Raw genomic sequence first — 15187 nt, 5'->3', positions numbered from 1 at the left:
CAATGCGTTGTACCCTGGTTGAATCAGGGGGTGACGAAGCGGCCGCCGCCTTCGCGCCCGGTCACCTGGCGTCCGTCCCAGACCGTGCGCCCGGCCAGAAGGGTGCGCGCGACCCGGCCGCGGAAGCGGCGCCCGTCCCAGAGGTGGGCCACGTCGCGGGCATGGCTGACCAGCCCGCCCAGGCGGACCTCGGTCTCTCCGGCCAGATCGACCAGCGCGATATCGGCATCCGCTCCGGGCAGCAGGCTGCCCTTGCGCGGGGCCAGTCCGTAAAGCGCCGCGCCATTGGCGCAAATCAGGTCATGGGCCTGTTTCAGCGACAGCCGCCCAGCCGACACCGCATCCAGCATGGCCGGCAGCATCGTCTCGATCCCCGGACTGCCCGGAGGCGCGGTGAAGAAATTCCCCTCAGAGGCCTGTTTCTCGGCCTTGGCGAAAGGGGCGTGATCGGTGGTCACATGGGTGATCGTGCCGTCGGCGATGGCTTCCCAGAGGGCATCCTGGTCCGCCTGGGTGCGGATCGGAGGGTTCACCTTGGCGTAGATGCCGGCCCGGTCCACGTCCGCTTCGGTGGCGAAGAGGTACTGCGGGCAGGTCTCGGCAGTGAAATCCGAGGTGCCTTTGAAGGCGCGCAGCACGGCGACGGTCTCGGCGCTGGTGACATGGGCGATGTGCAGCTTGGCGCCGGCGGTGATGTTCATCGCCAGAAGCTTGGCTACGGCGGTGCTTTCACAGACCGCCGGGCGCGACAGGTTGTGGCTGTAGCCCGAGCTCGGGTCCAGGGTGTTGCGCGCCATGGTCTCGAAGTGCGCCAGCAGGGCGGCGCTTTCGGCATGAACCACCACGGGGCGGCCGGTCCCTGCCAGGACCTTCAGGGCGCGGAACTGATCGTCCTCCTCTGGGAAGGCCAGGCCGTCGAACTCGTCTCCGCGTCCCGCCGGGGCGGGGGTGGTGAAGATCTTGAAGGCAATGGCCCCCTGTTCCAGGAAGCGGTCCCGCGTCGCCTCGGTCAGGTCGCCGGGAGCGGCATAGAGACCGAAGTCCACCACCGCGTTCTCGGCGAAATGGGCCCGGCGGTCCTCGAAGATCTCGGGCGTGGCGCAGCAGGGCTTGGAGATCGGCATCTCGAAGAGGGTGGTGACACCGCCGGCGGCGGCGGCGCGGGTCTCCGAGGCGACGGTGCCGCGCTCGGGATAGGCCGGGGCGCGGACGTGGAAGTGGATGTCCACGATGCCGGGCAGGGCGGTCAGCCCGGTGGCGTCCAGCGTCTCGGGGGCGGCGGGGGCGCTGCCGGGCGCGTGCAGGCCCGCGATGCGCCCATCCTTGACCGAGAGGTCGACGCGGGCGGGACCGGAGGGAAGCAGAACCTCCCCCCCGGTGATCGTCAGGTCCGTCATGCCTTCAGCCCCAGTTCGGTCAGGGCCTGGGCGACACCATCGAGGTTGGACAGGTGCATCGAGGCGTAGTTGGGCGACAGGACGACGCCATGGCCGCCGGCGCGATAGGTCGCCATGACCGAGCGGTAGGCGATATCGGGCGTGCACTTCGCCTGGTCCGCCTGGACGCGGGGCGCGTCGATGCCGATGCCCATGTAGACCTTGGCCTTGTCATGGACGCCGCGCAGCGCGTCGGCGCATTGGCCGTAGACGTAGACATCGGGGTCCATCCCCTCCTGGATGGCGGTGTCGAGCGGCGGGGCGCCGAGGCCCAGCACGTTGGACATCACGGCGGCCGCCGTGGCCGGATCGAAATCGCGCAGGATGGTCTTCTGGAAGAAGCCGAACTCCTTGGCCCAGATCTGGCCAGACTGGTGCTGATAGGTGATCGGCTTGACCCAGTCGGCGTACATCGTCTGCTCTTCCCAGGGCCACTGGGCGCGGCGGAAGATGTTGAAGTGGTTGCGGTTCCAGACGTTGAGCCCGAAGGGCAGACCCGGCTTGCACCACTTGACCAGCCCGAAGAGCTCGCGGTCGAGGTCCTTGTTGCGCTCCAGCCAGTAGCGTTCCCAGATCAGGATCTCGGGGTTCTCCATCAGCACGCGCAGGAAGGTCAGGAAGGCGCCGTCGTCGAACTCGTCGCCGGCCAGCGCGGCCTGCATGAATTCCCACATCTTGATCAGCGCCCGCCGGCAGGCCTCGGTGTCGATGCCGCGGCGCCGCGCCTGTTCCAGCGAGGCCTCCGAGAAGTCACCCGGCGCCTGGCCCTGGATCAGCTGGTCCAGCGGCGAGTTGCGCTCGTTGCACCACATCAGCCCGTCGACGTCGTAGTTGCGCACCTGGTCCTCGATCATCGAGTGCATCCAGGTCCGGTAGTCGGGGTTCGAGGTCGAGGGTTCGTCCTTCATCCGGCCGAAGACGTCGATCTCCATCACCTGCGGCAGGTTCGGGACCTCGATGGTATTGGCGGAGCCGTGGCCGGCGTACTTGAAGAAGGGCTCCATCAGCTCGGGATAGACCTTCATGCCGCGCTTCCTGGCCTCGGGGATCACCAGGTCGAGGATGTCGATCCCCTCCATCTCGGGGTCCGTGGCGCGGAAGTCCTTGATCATGGTGTTGGCGTAGAAGCGGGGGTCGGGGTCGAAGTAGGCGCCGCCCTTCATGGTGAAGGGCTCGGGCACGCCATGATCGGGCCAGCCGTCCAGCGCGTGGCTGATCGAGCGGCCGGTCTTCAGGCCCAGCCAGGACACGGTGCCCAGCATCAGGACGTTGACCCCCACGCGGTCGTGCAGGGTGTCGAGCACCGCATCGGTGCCCTCGTCGACGAAGCTGATCGGGCTGACCTGGATGCCGACGAACTTCTCGGACGGGTCGGGTTTCTGGAACGCGGTCATGCGGCCCCTTTCTTCTTGTCGGCCACGAAGCCCGCGATGCGGCGCATGGCCTCGCGGATCATGTCGAGCGGCTGCAGGTAGGAAATGCGGATGAAATCGCTGTCGGGATCACCGAACATGTCGCCGGGGAAGACCATGACGCCGGTGGCGCGCAGCAGCCCTTCGCAGAAGTCCTTGGCCTTCATGCCGGTGCTGGAGATATCGGTGTAGATGTAGAAGGCGCCACCCGGTGCGCCGTAGCGCAGGCCCGCATCCTCCAGTGCCTGGGTCAGCCAGGCGCGACGCTCGGCGTATTCGGCGTGCATCTGGTCGATGGGGGCCTGCGGCCCGTTCAGCGCGGCCAGGGCCGCGTGCTGGCTGACCGTGCAGGTGTTGATCGACAGCGTGTGCCGCGGCTCGGTCATCTTTTCCACGAAGTCCAGCGGCGCGGCCAGGTAGCCGACGCGCCAGCCGGTCATGGCGTAGGTCTTCGAGAACCCGTTGAGCGTGATGGTGCGCTCCTTCATGCCGGGCAGGGTCGCGATCGAGAGGTGCTCGTGGCCGTCGTAGATCAGTTTGGCATAGATCTCGTCGGCGATGATCAGCAGGTCGTGGCGGATCGCCAGCTCGGCGATGCGGCGGATCACCTCGGGAGGGGTGACGGCGCCGGTCGGATTGTTGGGCGAGACCAGCACGAACATCCGCGTCTTGTCGGTGATGCGCTTCTCGATCTCGTCGGGATCGAGGGCGAAGTCGTCCCGCAGGTAGGTCGGCACAGGCACCGGCACGCCGCCGCACAGATGCACCGCCGTGTCGTAGGTGGTGAAGCGCGGAGAGGTGATCAGCACCTCGTCGCCGGGCGCGCAGAGGCCCAGCATCAGCAGGGTGATGGATTCCTGCACCCCGGCGGTGACCATGATCTCGTCCGGCGTATAGTCCAGGTCGTATTCGTTGGTCAGGTTCTCGGAGATCGCCTGGCGCAGCTCCGGCAGGCCGGTCGGGCCGGTGTAATGGTGCTGGTTGGCATCCAGGGCGGCCTTCGCCGCCTCGACGATATGCGCCGGGGTGTGGAAGTCGGGATCGCCGCGGCCGAGGGCGATCACGTCGTCCATCTGGGCGGCGATGCCCAGCATCCTGGTGCGGAAGGCCCCGTCCTCTTCGACGATACGGGGGGCGATACGGTCATGCAGCAGGGACATCAGTGCAGCCTCTTTCCATCAATGAAGGTCATGCGGACGTTTTCCAGCGCCGCCAGGTCCTGGTCGGGCTTGCCGTCCACGACGATCAGGTCGGCACATTTGCCGGCCTCAAGGGTACCCAGGCTGTCGCCCAGCCCGTTGAGCACCGCCGCGCGGGCGGTGATCGCCCGCAGGGCGTCCATGTTGTCGGGGCAGACCCCGACCTCGACCATGAACTTCAGCTCGGGCACGATGCGGTCGTGTTCCACCGCGGGGCTGCCGGCATCGGTGCCGAAGACGATCGGCACCCCGGCTTTCGCCGCCCGCACCAGCCCGTCGAAGCGGGACTTGTCGGCGACGGCCTTCTGGCGCTCCTCGATCTTCCATTCGGGAATGCCGAAGGCGCGGGCGATCTCGGGATCGGCCTGGATCACCAGGGCCGAGAAGGTGGTGACGATCGGTATCTTCTTGTCCAGCAGCAGCTGGATCGTCTCGTCCGACATCGAGCCGCCATGTTCGACGCAGTCGATGCCGAATTCCGCCACGCGGCGGATACAGGCGTCATAGGTGGCATGAGCGGTGATCGGCAGGCGGTTCCGGTGCGCCTCGTCGATGACGGCGTGCAGTTCCTCGTCGGTGAATTCCAGCGTGTCATGGCAGGCCATGATCTTGATCAGGTCTGCCCCGCCCTTCACCTGGTCACGCACGGCGCGACGCATCTCGTCGGCGCCGCTGGCCTCGCGGCAGACCCAGTAGGTATGGCCGCCGGTCTGGATGATGCTCTCGCCCGAGACCAGCAGGCGCGGACCCGGAAAGATCCCCTGGGCCACGGCCTGCTTGGTGAAGAGGTTGGCGTCATGCACGCCCAGGTCGCGCACAAGGGTGATCCCGGCACGCAGTGACTTCAGCATGTTGCCCGCCGCCTTGTAGGCGCGGATCTCGGGGGCATCGAACATGGACTGCTGCGAGAGTTCATGAATGCCGTCCCAGGACAGGTGGGCGTGGCTGTTCATCATTCCCGGCATCAGTGTCGCGCCGCCGGTGTCGATGGTCTCGCCGCAGGCCGGGGCCTCGGCGCGGGGGCCGGTGGCGGCGATATGGCCGTCCTTGATGTGGACGAAGCCATCCTCGATGATCTCGTCCCCGACCGCGGTCAGGACGCGGCCCAGCAGGACCCGCTCCGGTGCGGGGGTGTCGAACATCGGCTTGGTGATTTTCTGGTATTTCCAGGCGGCTGGTTCAGGCATCTCGTGCTCCCTGTTGGTCTTGGATCACAGCGCGATGACACGCGCGTCGATCGGTGTGTCGGTCTGGAAACGGGAGGGAACCTCCACCCCCGTTTCGGTCGTGATCATGGTGTTGATGGTGCGGTATCCGTCGCGGCCGGGGCGGTAGACGCCGGGTTCCGAGGAGAAGACCATGCCGGGGCCGGTCGACGTGGCATCGCCGGGCGCGAGCCAGGGGGCCTCGTGGCCCTGAAGCCCCATGCCGTGGCCGATCCGGTGCCGGATCGCCCGCCCCAGGCCTGCCTTGCGCAGTTCTTCGAGCGCGGCGTCATCGACCTGCTGGCAGCTGGCGCCGCGGGCCAGGGCCTCTTGCGCGGCAAGATCGCAGGCCTCCATGGCCTGCATAATGCGGCGCTGTTCGGCACTGGGGGTGCCCAGGATCAGCGTCACCCCGCTTTCGGCGTGATAGCCCCCGAGGCTGCCACCTATTCCCGCGATCAGGGTTTCCCCCGGCTGCGGCACGCGGGGCAGCACCGCGCCATGCGGCAGCGCCGCGCGCGGGCCCGAGTGGACCGAGGCGGTGATCCCCATTGGCTGACCGGGGAAGGCGTCGCGGTGACGGGCAAGCAGCGCACCACGGGCATGCGCCATGGCATCGGCCATGAGGTCCTGTTCGGTGCCGCCCTGGCGGATGATGTCGGCGGCCTGGGCGTGCAGGCGGTGCAGGAAGAGGTCTGCGAAATGCGCCGCCTCGCGCACCAGGGCCAGTTCCTCGGGCTGCTTGACGGTGCGCTCCAGCATGCCGTGGTCGGTCAGGTCCAGCGCTGCCGTCGCCGCCCGCGCGGCATCCAGCAGCCGGGCTTCCAGCTGGTCGAGGCCGACGCGCTTGCGGCCGATCTCTTCCAGCATCCAAAGGACGGGCGGCACATGACCGGGGAACTCGGGGTAGCAGCGAAGGTCGGCGATACCTGTCCCCTCGGCGTTCTCGCGTTCCAGCTCGGGCATGAACAGGATCGCCTCGCCATCCACCGGCAGCCAGACCGCCATGGGCCGTTCATTGGCGGACAGGAAGAGCCCCGTGGCATAGGCGATATTGGCGACATGGCAGAGCAGCAGCCCGTCCAGGCCCGCCGCCTGCGCGCGCAGGCGCAGGCGGTCGCGGGCGGCGGCGTGAAAGCCGGGTGTCAGCGGTGCGGGTGTCACAGGATGTCCCCGGTGTAGGCGCCCAGCACCTTCAGCTCGGTCTTCAGGCCCAGCTCGGGGCCGAGCTTGCGGAAGTCCTCGAGCACGCTGTCGGCGATCGGCACGCCGTTCTCGGACTTGCTGGCCTCGCGGCGGGCTTCCTGTTCGCCGGGGACGAGGATCTCGTCGAAACCGGGGCGCAGGGCGCGGGACTTGGCCATTTCGATGAACTGGCCCATGCGGGCTTCGTATTCGGACGGCTCCATGAACCAGGAGATGTCCAGCGCGATGAACATGTGACTGACGTCCAGCTTCTTGGGGTCCGCATAGGGTGTCAGGCCGAAGCCCGCGCCCGAGAGCACGCCGGTCAGGGCCTCGGTCATGAAGGCCAGGCCATAGCCCTTGTGCCCGCCGATCCCCAGCAGGGCGCCCTTCATCGCGGCGGCAGGGTCATCGGTCTCCTCGCCCTCAGGGGTCAGCGCCCAGTCGAGGGGCATCTTCTTTCCCTCGCGCAGGTACCAGTTCATCATGCCCTTGCCGGCGGTGGTCAGCGCGATGTCGAGCACGGCCGGAAAGCCCTTGTCCGAAGGCGCGGCGATGGACCAGGGGTTGGTGCCGGTGACGCCTTCGCGCCCGCCCCAGGGGGCCATCTCGGGGCCGGCGTTGGTAAAGGCGATGCCGATGCAGCCCGCCTCCAGTGCCCGGCAGGCATGTACCGCGCTGGAGCCGTAATGCGTGGAATTGCGCACGACCACCGTGCCGATGCCGTTTTCCTTGGCCTTCTTCACCGCGAGGTCCATGGCCTTGGAGGCGGCGACGGTGCCAATGCCGTTATGGGCATCGACAAGGGCCAGGCTGGGGGCCTCCTTGAGGATGGTCCAGGGCGCACGCGGCGCCACTTCGCCATTGTTGATCCGCTCCTGGTAGCGGCGCAGGCGCATAACGCCCTGGCCCTGGCCGGGATGGAAGCGCAGCTCAGAGAAGATCAGCGCATCGGCGAAGATGCCGGCGTCCTCGGCGGTCAGGCCCAGGGCCTCGAAACCCTCGGCCACGAAGGCACGCAGCGAGGTCTTCTCGACGTTGGTCATGGTGATGGCGCGCGCCGGGGTCTGTTCGGTGGTCATGCGGAAAGCTCCAGGATGTCGGCGATGTTGGCGGCGGCCTCGTAGCTGGAGAGCTGGCCGTCGGGGGCGGTCATGACCACGGTCATGCCGGGGCCGTAGCCGGCGCGGGGGCCGTCGGTCTGGCCAACGATGCCGATGGACATCGCACCCCGCAGGTAGCCGTGGTTGTAGCGGCTGTCGGTGTCGGCGATGGCCACCACGTCACCCAGCCGCAGCTTGTCCAGGCCGTGCCGGGCAAGCTCCGCGCGGTCGGTCGACTGGATGTGCAGCGAGCCGCCCTCCGAGGTCAGCCCGGCCCCGGCGCCCACCATGTGCGGCGGGACGGTTGCCACGACGCCCATCTTCAGCACGCCGTTCTCGACGGTCTTCGGCAGCTTGTCGAAGAGCGCCGGCGCCAGCGACTTGAAGGCAATGCCGGGGTGATCGGCCAGGGTCATCCCGACCCCTTCGGCGGCGATCATGATCTGGTCGTCGACGGCGATTTTCTGGCGCGTGGCGCGGTCGAAATGCACGATGACCTGGTCGGAGAAGCGCCCGGACTTGCCGGTCACGGTCCCGGTGACGCCCTTGGCGGCGCCGCTGGTGACGGTGGCGCGGTTGCCCACACAGGCGAAGATGTTCAGCCCGCGGTTCTTATTGGCATCCGGGTGGGCGATGGAGACCGAGGGATGCACGCAATCGCCCGACCAGCCGAAGGCGCTGTCACCCACGGAAACGTTGTAGACGATGCCGCCGAAGGTCGGCCAGAGGAAGGCCTTGCCCTCTGCGGTCAGGCGATAGGGCTCGGCGGGCAGGGCAGAGAAGCCCGGATTTGCGACCCGTCCGGCAACGGAGACGGCGACGAGATCGGAGGCGTTGGTGGTCACGGTCATGCGAGCACTCCATGGTTCAGGTCAAGGGACAGGCGGGTTGCGATGTTGGCGTCAGGGTCGATGTGGAAGTCGATGCTGCCGTCCGTCGTGGTCATCAGGGTCAGGATGCCGGGCCCGTGGCCGGTCATGATCGAATCCCCGTGGATGCACAGGGCGATGCTGACCGCGCCCTCGCGGTAGGAGCGGCCGAAGTGATGATCGGCGTGGCGGATGGCGATCAGGTCGCCCAGCTGCATCTGGTCGATGCCAAGCTCGGCCATCAGCGCCCGGTCGCCCGACATCAGGTCCTGGTCGACATATTCCGAGTTGAGCTCGGCGCCCGAACCCATGATCCGGATCGGAAGCTCCATGGCGACGGGCACCTGCAACTTGCCGTTTTCAATCGTGATTCCGAGGGCGTGGAAGAGCCGCGGACTCATCTTCTTGAATTCGACTGCCGGAAATTCGGGCAGTTCGAAGCCGCGCCCGTGGGTGATTACCTGGATCGTGTCGCCGGGGGCGATCAGCTTCTGGGCTTCATCTTCGAACTGCACGAGAATCCGGGCGTGTTCTCCGATCACGATGCCCCGTGCGCCTTCGGCCATGCCCGAGGTCACGACGGCCTCGTTGCCGATGCAGGTCAGGTAGTGAAGCGCATGATGGCGGCCGCTGTCGGCATCATCGTCGATCGAAACGCCTGGTTCCACGTGGTCCGCGGCCCAGCCGAAGGCCCGGTCGCCGCAGCGCACGTTGTAGGTCACACCGAACATGCCGGGCAGCACCGTGGCGCGGCCGTCGGGGTAGGGAATGTACTGGCCCGCCTTGACGGATGGCGTGGTCACCACGCCGGCGACGGCCATCTGTACGAGGCTGGTTTCATTGGTCGCTGGGTCTGGCATCGGGTTTTGAATTCCTCCTGGTCGAAGGCGCATCGAGGCGCTGTTTGGTGTTGACAAGTTTACGGGCAATTGCCACCAGTAGATTGTCGACATTGTTGATGTAGATGGGAAGCACGCGATGCTTCCATAGTCAAGAGCTCCGGTTCGGCGGGCTCGGCAATGTCGGGAAAACAGACGCAAGACAGGGACGAAATGTCATGAGCCTCAGCAATCTTCTCACGCTATCCGGCCAGGTGAACGACCTGCTGAACGCTAGCTCCGTCCTTTCGTGGGATGCGCGCACGATGATGCCCAAGGGTGGCAGCGAAACGCGGTCGAAGCAGCTGGCGACGCTGACCGTCGCGGCGCGGGACCTGCTGTGTTCGGACCAGATGAAGCGCGCGCTGGAGGGGGCCGAGAAGGATGTGGCGGGCCTTGACGACACGGCGCCCGAAGCGCGGATGGTCGCCCAGGTGCGAGAAGCCATCGCCTATCACGAACGCATCCCGGCCGAGCTGCTGCGCCGCAAGACCGAGCTCGGCGGCATTGGTCACGACAAATGGGCCGAAGCGCGCGAAAAGGCGGATTTCTCTCTCTTCGCCCCGGCTCTTAAGGATATCGTCGATGTCAGCCGCGAGATGGCCGAGGCGATCGGCTACGAGGACCACCCCTACGACGCGCTGATGTACCGTTTCGAGCCGGGGACGACCACGGCCGAACTGAAGACGCTCTTTGCTCGCCTGCGCGAAGGCATGCTGCCGCTGGTGCAGCAGATCGCCCAGAAAGAGCAGCCGCGGTCGGATTTCCTGTACCGGGAGTACCCGGTCGAGGGGCAGATGGCCTTCGCGCTGAAAATGGCGGCAAAGCTGGGCTACGACCTGGATCGCGGGCGCCTCGACACCACGGTGCATCCCTTCGAGATCAGCTTCACGCGCAATGACGTGCGCATCACCACGCGGGTGAACCCCAAGTACATGCCGATGTCGCTCTTCGGGGCGCTGCACGAAACCGGCCATGCCCTTTACGAGCAAGGCGCGGATCCTGCCTATGTGCGCACGCCGCTGGCCACCGACCTGGTCGGGCTCTATGCGGTCTCGGGTGTCAGCTTCGGCGCCCATGAAAGCCAGTCCCGCCTGTGGGAAAACCACGTCGGCCGCAGCCGCGCCTTCTGGCAGAACCATTTCGCCGACATCCAGGCTGCCTATCCCGAGACCCTCGCGGATGTCACCTCCGAGGAATTCTACCGCGCCGTGAACCGGTCGCGCCCCAGCCTGATCCGGGTCGAATCCGACGAGCTGACCTATGACTTCCACATCATGCTGCGGGTCGAACTGGAAAGCCGCATGATCGAAGGCAGCCTTTCGGTGGACGACCTGCCTGAGGCCTGGAATGCCGGCATGAAGTCCTACCTGGGCGTGGATGTGCCCGATGATGCGCAGGGGGTGCTGCAGGACGTGCACTGGTCCTCGGGCCAGATTGGCACCTTCTGCAACTATACCATTGGCAACATCATGGCGGCCCAGCTCTTCGAGAGGGCGATGCAGGAACAGCCTGCCATCGGCACCGCCCTGGAGGGCGCCGATTACGCGCCGCTTCGCGACTGGCTGACCGACAAGGTCACGCGGCATGGCCGCCGCTACGGGCGCGACGAGCTGCTGGTGAACGCCACGGGGCGGACGCTCGATCCCGAGCCCTACCTGCGCCACCTCACCTCGAAATTTTCCGAAATCTACGGCCTCGCGGTCTGAACAGGGGGATAGAAACCATGAGTACGCCGAACGCAAAACGTCTCGCCAAGCGGGTCAAGCTGTCCGAAGAGCACCTGATCACCCGGATGCTGAACATCGCCGAAGGCCTCGAGGACGTGATCAAGCTGGGCCGGGGCGACCCGGACCTGGACACTCCGCCCCATATCGTCGCCGCAGGTCAGAAAGCCCTGGCCGAGGGGGCGACGCACTATACCCATCCGCTGGGCATCCTGCCCCTGCGCGAAGCCATCGCCGAGCAGATCCGCACCTACGGCGGCGCCGATTACGCCGTGGACGAGATCATGGTCACCCCCGGAGGCCAGCACGGCATGTTCGTCATTGCCCTGGCGCTTCTGAACGCCGGTGACGAGATCATCGTGCCCTGCCCCGGCTACAACCCCTACGGCCAGGCGGCCGAGCTTTCGGATGCCAAGGTCGTCAAGGTGCCCATGGGGATGGAGACCAACTTCACCCTGACCGCCGAGATGATCGAGCCGCATATCACCGAGCGCTCGAAGATCCTGGTGCTGATCAACCCCAACAACCCCACCGGGACGGTCACCGCGCCTGACGAGGTGCGCAAGATCGCCGCCCTGGCCGAGAAGCACGACCTGATCGTGATCTCGGACGAGATCTACGCCCGGCTGACCTTCGGCAATCACACGGTGCAATCCGTGGCCGCGCTGCCGGGCATGAAGGAGCGCACGATCACGCTGTCCGGCTTCTCCAAGGCCTATGCGATGACCGGCTGGCGGATCGGCTACCTGGCCGGGCCCCGCGACCTGATTACGCCGATGTCCGAGATCAACCACGCCTTCGCCATCTCGACCGCCGCGGTGAGCCAGCACGCGGCCCTGGCCGCCGCCAGCGGCCCGCAGGAGTGCGTCGAGGAGATGCGGGCGACCTACGATGCCCGCCGCCAGGCGATTTGCGCCGGTCTGGACCGGATCGGCATGTCCTACGCCGAGCCCCAGGGCGGGTTCTACGTCTATGCCGATGTCTCGAGCCTGGGACTGGGCATTACGGCAGGCACCTTCTGCGAACGGCTTTTGGCCGAGGGCAAGGTGATGATGTACCCCGGCACGATCTACGGCGACCACACGGATGACTTCGTGCGGATGTCGATGACCCAGCCGGTAGAGAGAATCAACGAAGCGATGGCGCGCATGGCCTCGGTGGTGGAGACGATCCGCGCCGAAAGCCATGAAGCTGCCCTCTGAAGACAGGGAAGACAGAGATGAACATGAAGTCAGACAATCCGAACGTGCGCGGGATCAAGCACATGGCTTTCGCGGTCAGCGATGCCGAGAAGGCGCTGGAAGCCTACGCCCGCTACCTGCACGTGCCCGCCGAGACCGAGATCACCCACTTCCCCAAGTCGGGCAACAAGGTCGCCCTCTTCTACCTCGGTGGCATCGAGTACCAGCTCTGCCAGTCCACCGATCCCGATGGCCGTTTCGCCTCGTGGATCCGCGAGCGCGGCGCCGAGGGGCTGCACCACATCTGCTACGAGGTCGACGACATCGACGCCGCCCTGGCCCATGCCCAGAAGCAGGGCGCCAGCCTGCGCGAATGCAAGGCCTGCCAGAAGACCGGCAGCCATGCCCACCCTGAAGGCTGGGTGGCCTTCCTCGACAATGACGCCGGCGGCATCGAGATCGAATTCATGCAGGTCTACACGCCCGAGCAGCTGGCCGCCTACGAGAAGTCGGGGGCAGAAGCAGTATGAGCACGGTAGAGAACCAGACCCTGACGGTGGGCAGCGCCTCGGCGAAGCCCGGTGAAATCGCGCGCGGCCATATCGCCGCCAGCACCCTTGCGGGGGGCCTCCGCGTCGACATCCCGGTCGTCGTGATCAACGGCGCCAAGCCCGGCCGTGTCTTCTGGGTCAACGGCGCCATCCATGGCGACGAACCCGAGGGCCCGCGCGCCTGCCAGCTGGCCATGGGCCGCATCGACCCCGCGCAGCTGACCGGCGCCGTGGTGCTGGTGCCGGTGGTCAACCCGATGGCCTTCTCGGCCGCCGAGCGGGGCAACCCGCTGGATACCTTCACCTACGACATGAACCGCATCTATCCGGGCAAGGCTGATGGCTATTTCTCGGAACGGATCGCGCACGCTCACTGGATGGCGATGAAGGATGTCGCCGACATCGAGATCTCGATCCACTCGGGCGGTTCGCATTCCTACCTCGACAAGGCGATCTTCGTCGACGAGCGCCCGGAATCGGTCGAACTGGCCAAGGCCATGGGGCCGGGCTGGGGCTGCATCATGTCCAACTTCACCAAGACCGGCAGCCCGATGGCCGCGCTCAACGGCAGCGGCAAGACCGGCATCACGGTCGAGCTGGGCGGCCGCTCGGCGACCTCGCCCGACCGCTTCCGCTGGGTGGCCGAGGAACTGGCGGCCTCGATCCTGAACATCTGCTACCACTACGACATGCTGCCCGGCGAAGCCGCCTATCCCGACCCCTGCTACAAGGGCGTGCAGGAAGCGCTGCTGGCACCGGCCTCGGGCATCTACCTGCCGGTCGAGGGCGTGGATTTCCTGACCATGATGAAGAAGGGCGACCCGATCGCGCGCATTGTCGATGTCTTCGGCGACGAGGTCGGGGCACTGGAGGCCCCGGCGGACGGCATGTTCTTCGGCCTGCGCGCCTTCCCCAACGTCCAGATGGGTGACTGGTGCTGCTTCTTCTGCAAGGTGGAGGGTACCCGTGACTGAGTTGCCCGCTCGCCCCTGCCCGCAGGAGGCCGCATGACAGACACACGTGACTTCCTTGGGTACGGGGGCGGCGCGCCGCAGGTGCGCTGGCCCAATGGTGCAGGTCTTGCACTGAACTTCGTGCTGAACGTAGAGGAGGGGTCCGAGTACTCTCTCGGGGATGGCGATGGCCGCTCCGAGGGGGCCCTGCTGGAGGTGCGCGCGCCGCGCGTGCCCCAGGGGGACCGCGACCTCGCATCGGAGAGCATGTACGAATATGGCCAGCGCGCCGGCTTCTGGCGCATCCGGGACCTGTTCCGCGACCGTGGCCTGCCGCTGACCATCTTCGCCTGCGGCCTGGCCCTCGAACGGGCGCCCAAGGTGGCCGAGGCGGTGGCCGAAAGCGGCTGGGATATCTGCGCCCATGGCTGGCGCTGGATCGAGCACTACCGGCTGGACGAGGCGACCGAGCGCGAGCATATCGCCCGCGCCTACGACAGCATCAAGCGCATGACCGGCCGCGCGCCCGATGGCTGGTACAGCCGCTATTCCCGCTCGCCCCGGACCCGGCGCCTGGTGGTCGAACACGGTGGCTACAGCTACGACAGCGATGCCTACAACGACGACCTGCCCTATTGGACCGCGGTCGGCGAGACGGCTCACCTGGTGGTGCCCTATTCGCTTGTGACCAATGACGCCAAGTTCCTCTCGGGCGATGTCTTCAATCCGCAGGACTACGCGGATTTCCTGATCGCCTCCTTCGATGTGCTGCTGGCGGAAGCCGCCACCAGGCCGCGCATCATGTCGGTCGGTATCCATTCGCGCATCCTGGGTCACCCAGGGCGACTGTCGGGCCTGATGCGCTTCATCGACCATGTTCAGAAGGCCGAGGGCGTCTGGATCGCGGGGCGCGCGGATATCGCGCGGCACTGGGCCGAGGTGTCGCCTGCATGACCGGAACCGGACGACCTGCACGCCGCCTGTCGAACGAACAGGTGATCGTGCTTCAAGACCCAGATGATGCCGCCTTCGCCCCCTTCGGCGAATTCGTGAAGCCCCCCGCCGTCTCGGAGCGCCGGGCCTTCTACAGCGCCCACTTCGACCCGCGCCCGGAAACGGCCGCCCCCGTGGTGCACGTGAACCGGGTCGCGCCCTCGGTGCTGCCGCTGGTCTGCGCCGGCGTCGAGCGCCACCCCCATGCGGCGCAATGCTTCGTGCCGATGGATGTCAGCCGCTACGTCGTGATGGTGATGCCCTCGGACGAGAACGGCGACCCGGTGCCCGCGGCGGCGCAGGGCTTCCTGGTGCCCGGCAACCGGGGCGTGATCTTCCGCCCGATGGTCTGGCACATGGGCGCCTGCGTCCTCGACCGCGACGGCAATTTCGTCGTGATGATGTGGCGCGGCGGACCGGGTGCGGACGATGAGTTCCGCTCGATCCCGCCAGTCACCCTGATGGAGCCCGGCGCATGAGCCGCCGGCCCGTCCT

At 66.8% G+C, this 15187-nt stretch carries 14 protein-coding genes; 6 read left to right on the top strand and 8 right to left on the bottom strand.

All coding sequences use genetic code 11. The annotated features are described in order from the left end of the window. Window positions 1-23: 23 nt before the first annotated feature. From CRO50_RS00280 to CRO50_RS00245, 8 genes are read right to left on the bottom strand one after another with little or no spacing between them, the layout of a single operon-like run. Window positions 24-1397, bottom strand: a complete 1374-nt coding sequence (locus tag CRO50_RS00280) for a dihydroorotase (RefSeq protein WP_097143880.1) — start codon at window positions 1395-1397, stop codon at window positions 24-26. After that, window positions 1394-2830: a hypothetical protein gene (locus CRO50_RS00275; RefSeq protein ID WP_097143879.1), complete on the bottom strand. Its 1437-nt coding sequence runs from the start codon at window positions 2828-2830 to the stop codon at window positions 1394-1396. Before CRO50_RS00275 ends, CRO50_RS00280 begins: the two co-directional genes overlap by 4 nt. Beyond that, a complete protein-coding gene (locus tag CRO50_RS00270) occupies window positions 2827-4008 on the bottom strand; it encodes a pyridoxal phosphate-dependent aminotransferase (RefSeq protein WP_179747176.1) in 1182 nt (393 codons plus the stop codon). Before CRO50_RS00270 ends, CRO50_RS00275 begins: the two co-directional genes overlap by 4 nt. After that, window positions 4008-5234, bottom strand: a complete 1227-nt coding sequence (locus tag CRO50_RS00265) for an amidohydrolase family protein (RefSeq protein ID WP_097143877.1) — start codon at window positions 5232-5234, stop codon at window positions 4008-4010. Before CRO50_RS00265 ends, CRO50_RS00270 begins: the two co-directional genes overlap by 1 nt. 24 nt (window positions 5235-5258) lie before the next feature. Next, complete coding sequence (locus CRO50_RS00260) at window positions 5259-6416, bottom strand: M24 family metallopeptidase (protein WP_232617788.1); 1158 nt, start codon at window positions 6414-6416, stop codon at window positions 5259-5261. Then, window positions 6413-7519, bottom strand: a complete 1107-nt coding sequence (locus CRO50_RS00255) for an Ldh family oxidoreductase (protein WP_097143876.1) — start codon at window positions 7517-7519, stop codon at window positions 6413-6415. Before CRO50_RS00255 ends, CRO50_RS00260 begins: the two co-directional genes overlap by 4 nt. Further along, on the bottom strand, window positions 7516-8391 hold the full coding sequence (locus tag CRO50_RS00250; RefSeq protein WP_097143875.1) for a DUF4438 domain-containing protein: 876 nt from the start codon (window positions 8389-8391) through the stop codon (window positions 7516-7518). The genes CRO50_RS00255 and CRO50_RS00250 overlap by 4 nt, the downstream gene beginning before the upstream one ends. Next, window positions 8388-9269, bottom strand: coding sequence for a DUF4438 domain-containing protein (locus CRO50_RS00245; RefSeq protein WP_097143874.1), 882 nt, complete (start codon window positions 9267-9269; stop codon window positions 8388-8390). Before CRO50_RS00245 ends, CRO50_RS00250 begins: the two co-directional genes overlap by 4 nt. A gap of 197 nt (window positions 9270-9466) precedes the next feature. On the opposite strand from CRO50_RS00245, the gene CRO50_RS00240 reads away from it, so the two are divergent. Genes CRO50_RS00240 through CRO50_RS00215 form a run of 6 tightly spaced genes read left to right on the top strand, consistent with a single transcriptional unit; the run spans window position 9467 to window position 15171 of the window. Continuing rightward, entirely contained in the window at window positions 9467-10996 is a 1530-nt protein-coding gene (locus CRO50_RS00240; protein WP_097143873.1) for a carboxypeptidase M32, read from the top strand. 17 nt (window positions 10997-11013) lie between these two features. Next, the gene (locus CRO50_RS00235) at window positions 11014-12216 is read left to right on the top strand and encodes a pyridoxal phosphate-dependent aminotransferase (protein WP_097143872.1); all 1203 of its coding nucleotides are present in this window, start codon (window positions 11014-11016) and stop codon (window positions 12214-12216) included. Window positions 12217-12233: 17 nt separating this feature from the next. After that, window positions 12234-12725 (top strand): VOC family protein, encoded by a 492-nt coding sequence (locus CRO50_RS00230; protein WP_097143871.1) that lies wholly within the window; start codon window positions 12234-12236, stop codon window positions 12723-12725. Beyond that, entirely contained in the window at window positions 12722-13720 is a 999-nt protein-coding gene (locus CRO50_RS00225) for a succinylglutamate desuccinylase/aspartoacylase family protein (protein ID WP_097143870.1), read from the top strand. Before CRO50_RS00230 ends, CRO50_RS00225 begins: the two co-directional genes overlap by 4 nt. A gap of 33 nt (window positions 13721-13753) precedes the next feature. Then, window positions 13754-14653, top strand: coding sequence for a polysaccharide deacetylase family protein (locus CRO50_RS00220; protein ID WP_097143869.1), 900 nt, complete (start codon window positions 13754-13756; stop codon window positions 14651-14653). Next, window positions 14650-15171, top strand: coding sequence for an ureidoglycolate lyase (locus CRO50_RS00215; protein ID WP_097143868.1), 522 nt, complete (start codon window positions 14650-14652; stop codon window positions 15169-15171). Before CRO50_RS00220 ends, CRO50_RS00215 begins: the two co-directional genes overlap by 4 nt. Window positions 15172-15187 lie beyond the last annotated feature (16 nt).

Origin of the sequence: Pseudooceanicola antarcticus (assembly GCF_900215355.1) — a bacterium.
GTDB lineage: Bacteria > Pseudomonadota > Alphaproteobacteria > Rhodobacterales > Rhodobacteraceae > Pseudooceanicola > Pseudooceanicola antarcticus.
The sequence above is the reverse complement of the archived record's forward strand: the minus strand, read 5'-3'. Positions and strand labels throughout refer to the sequence as shown.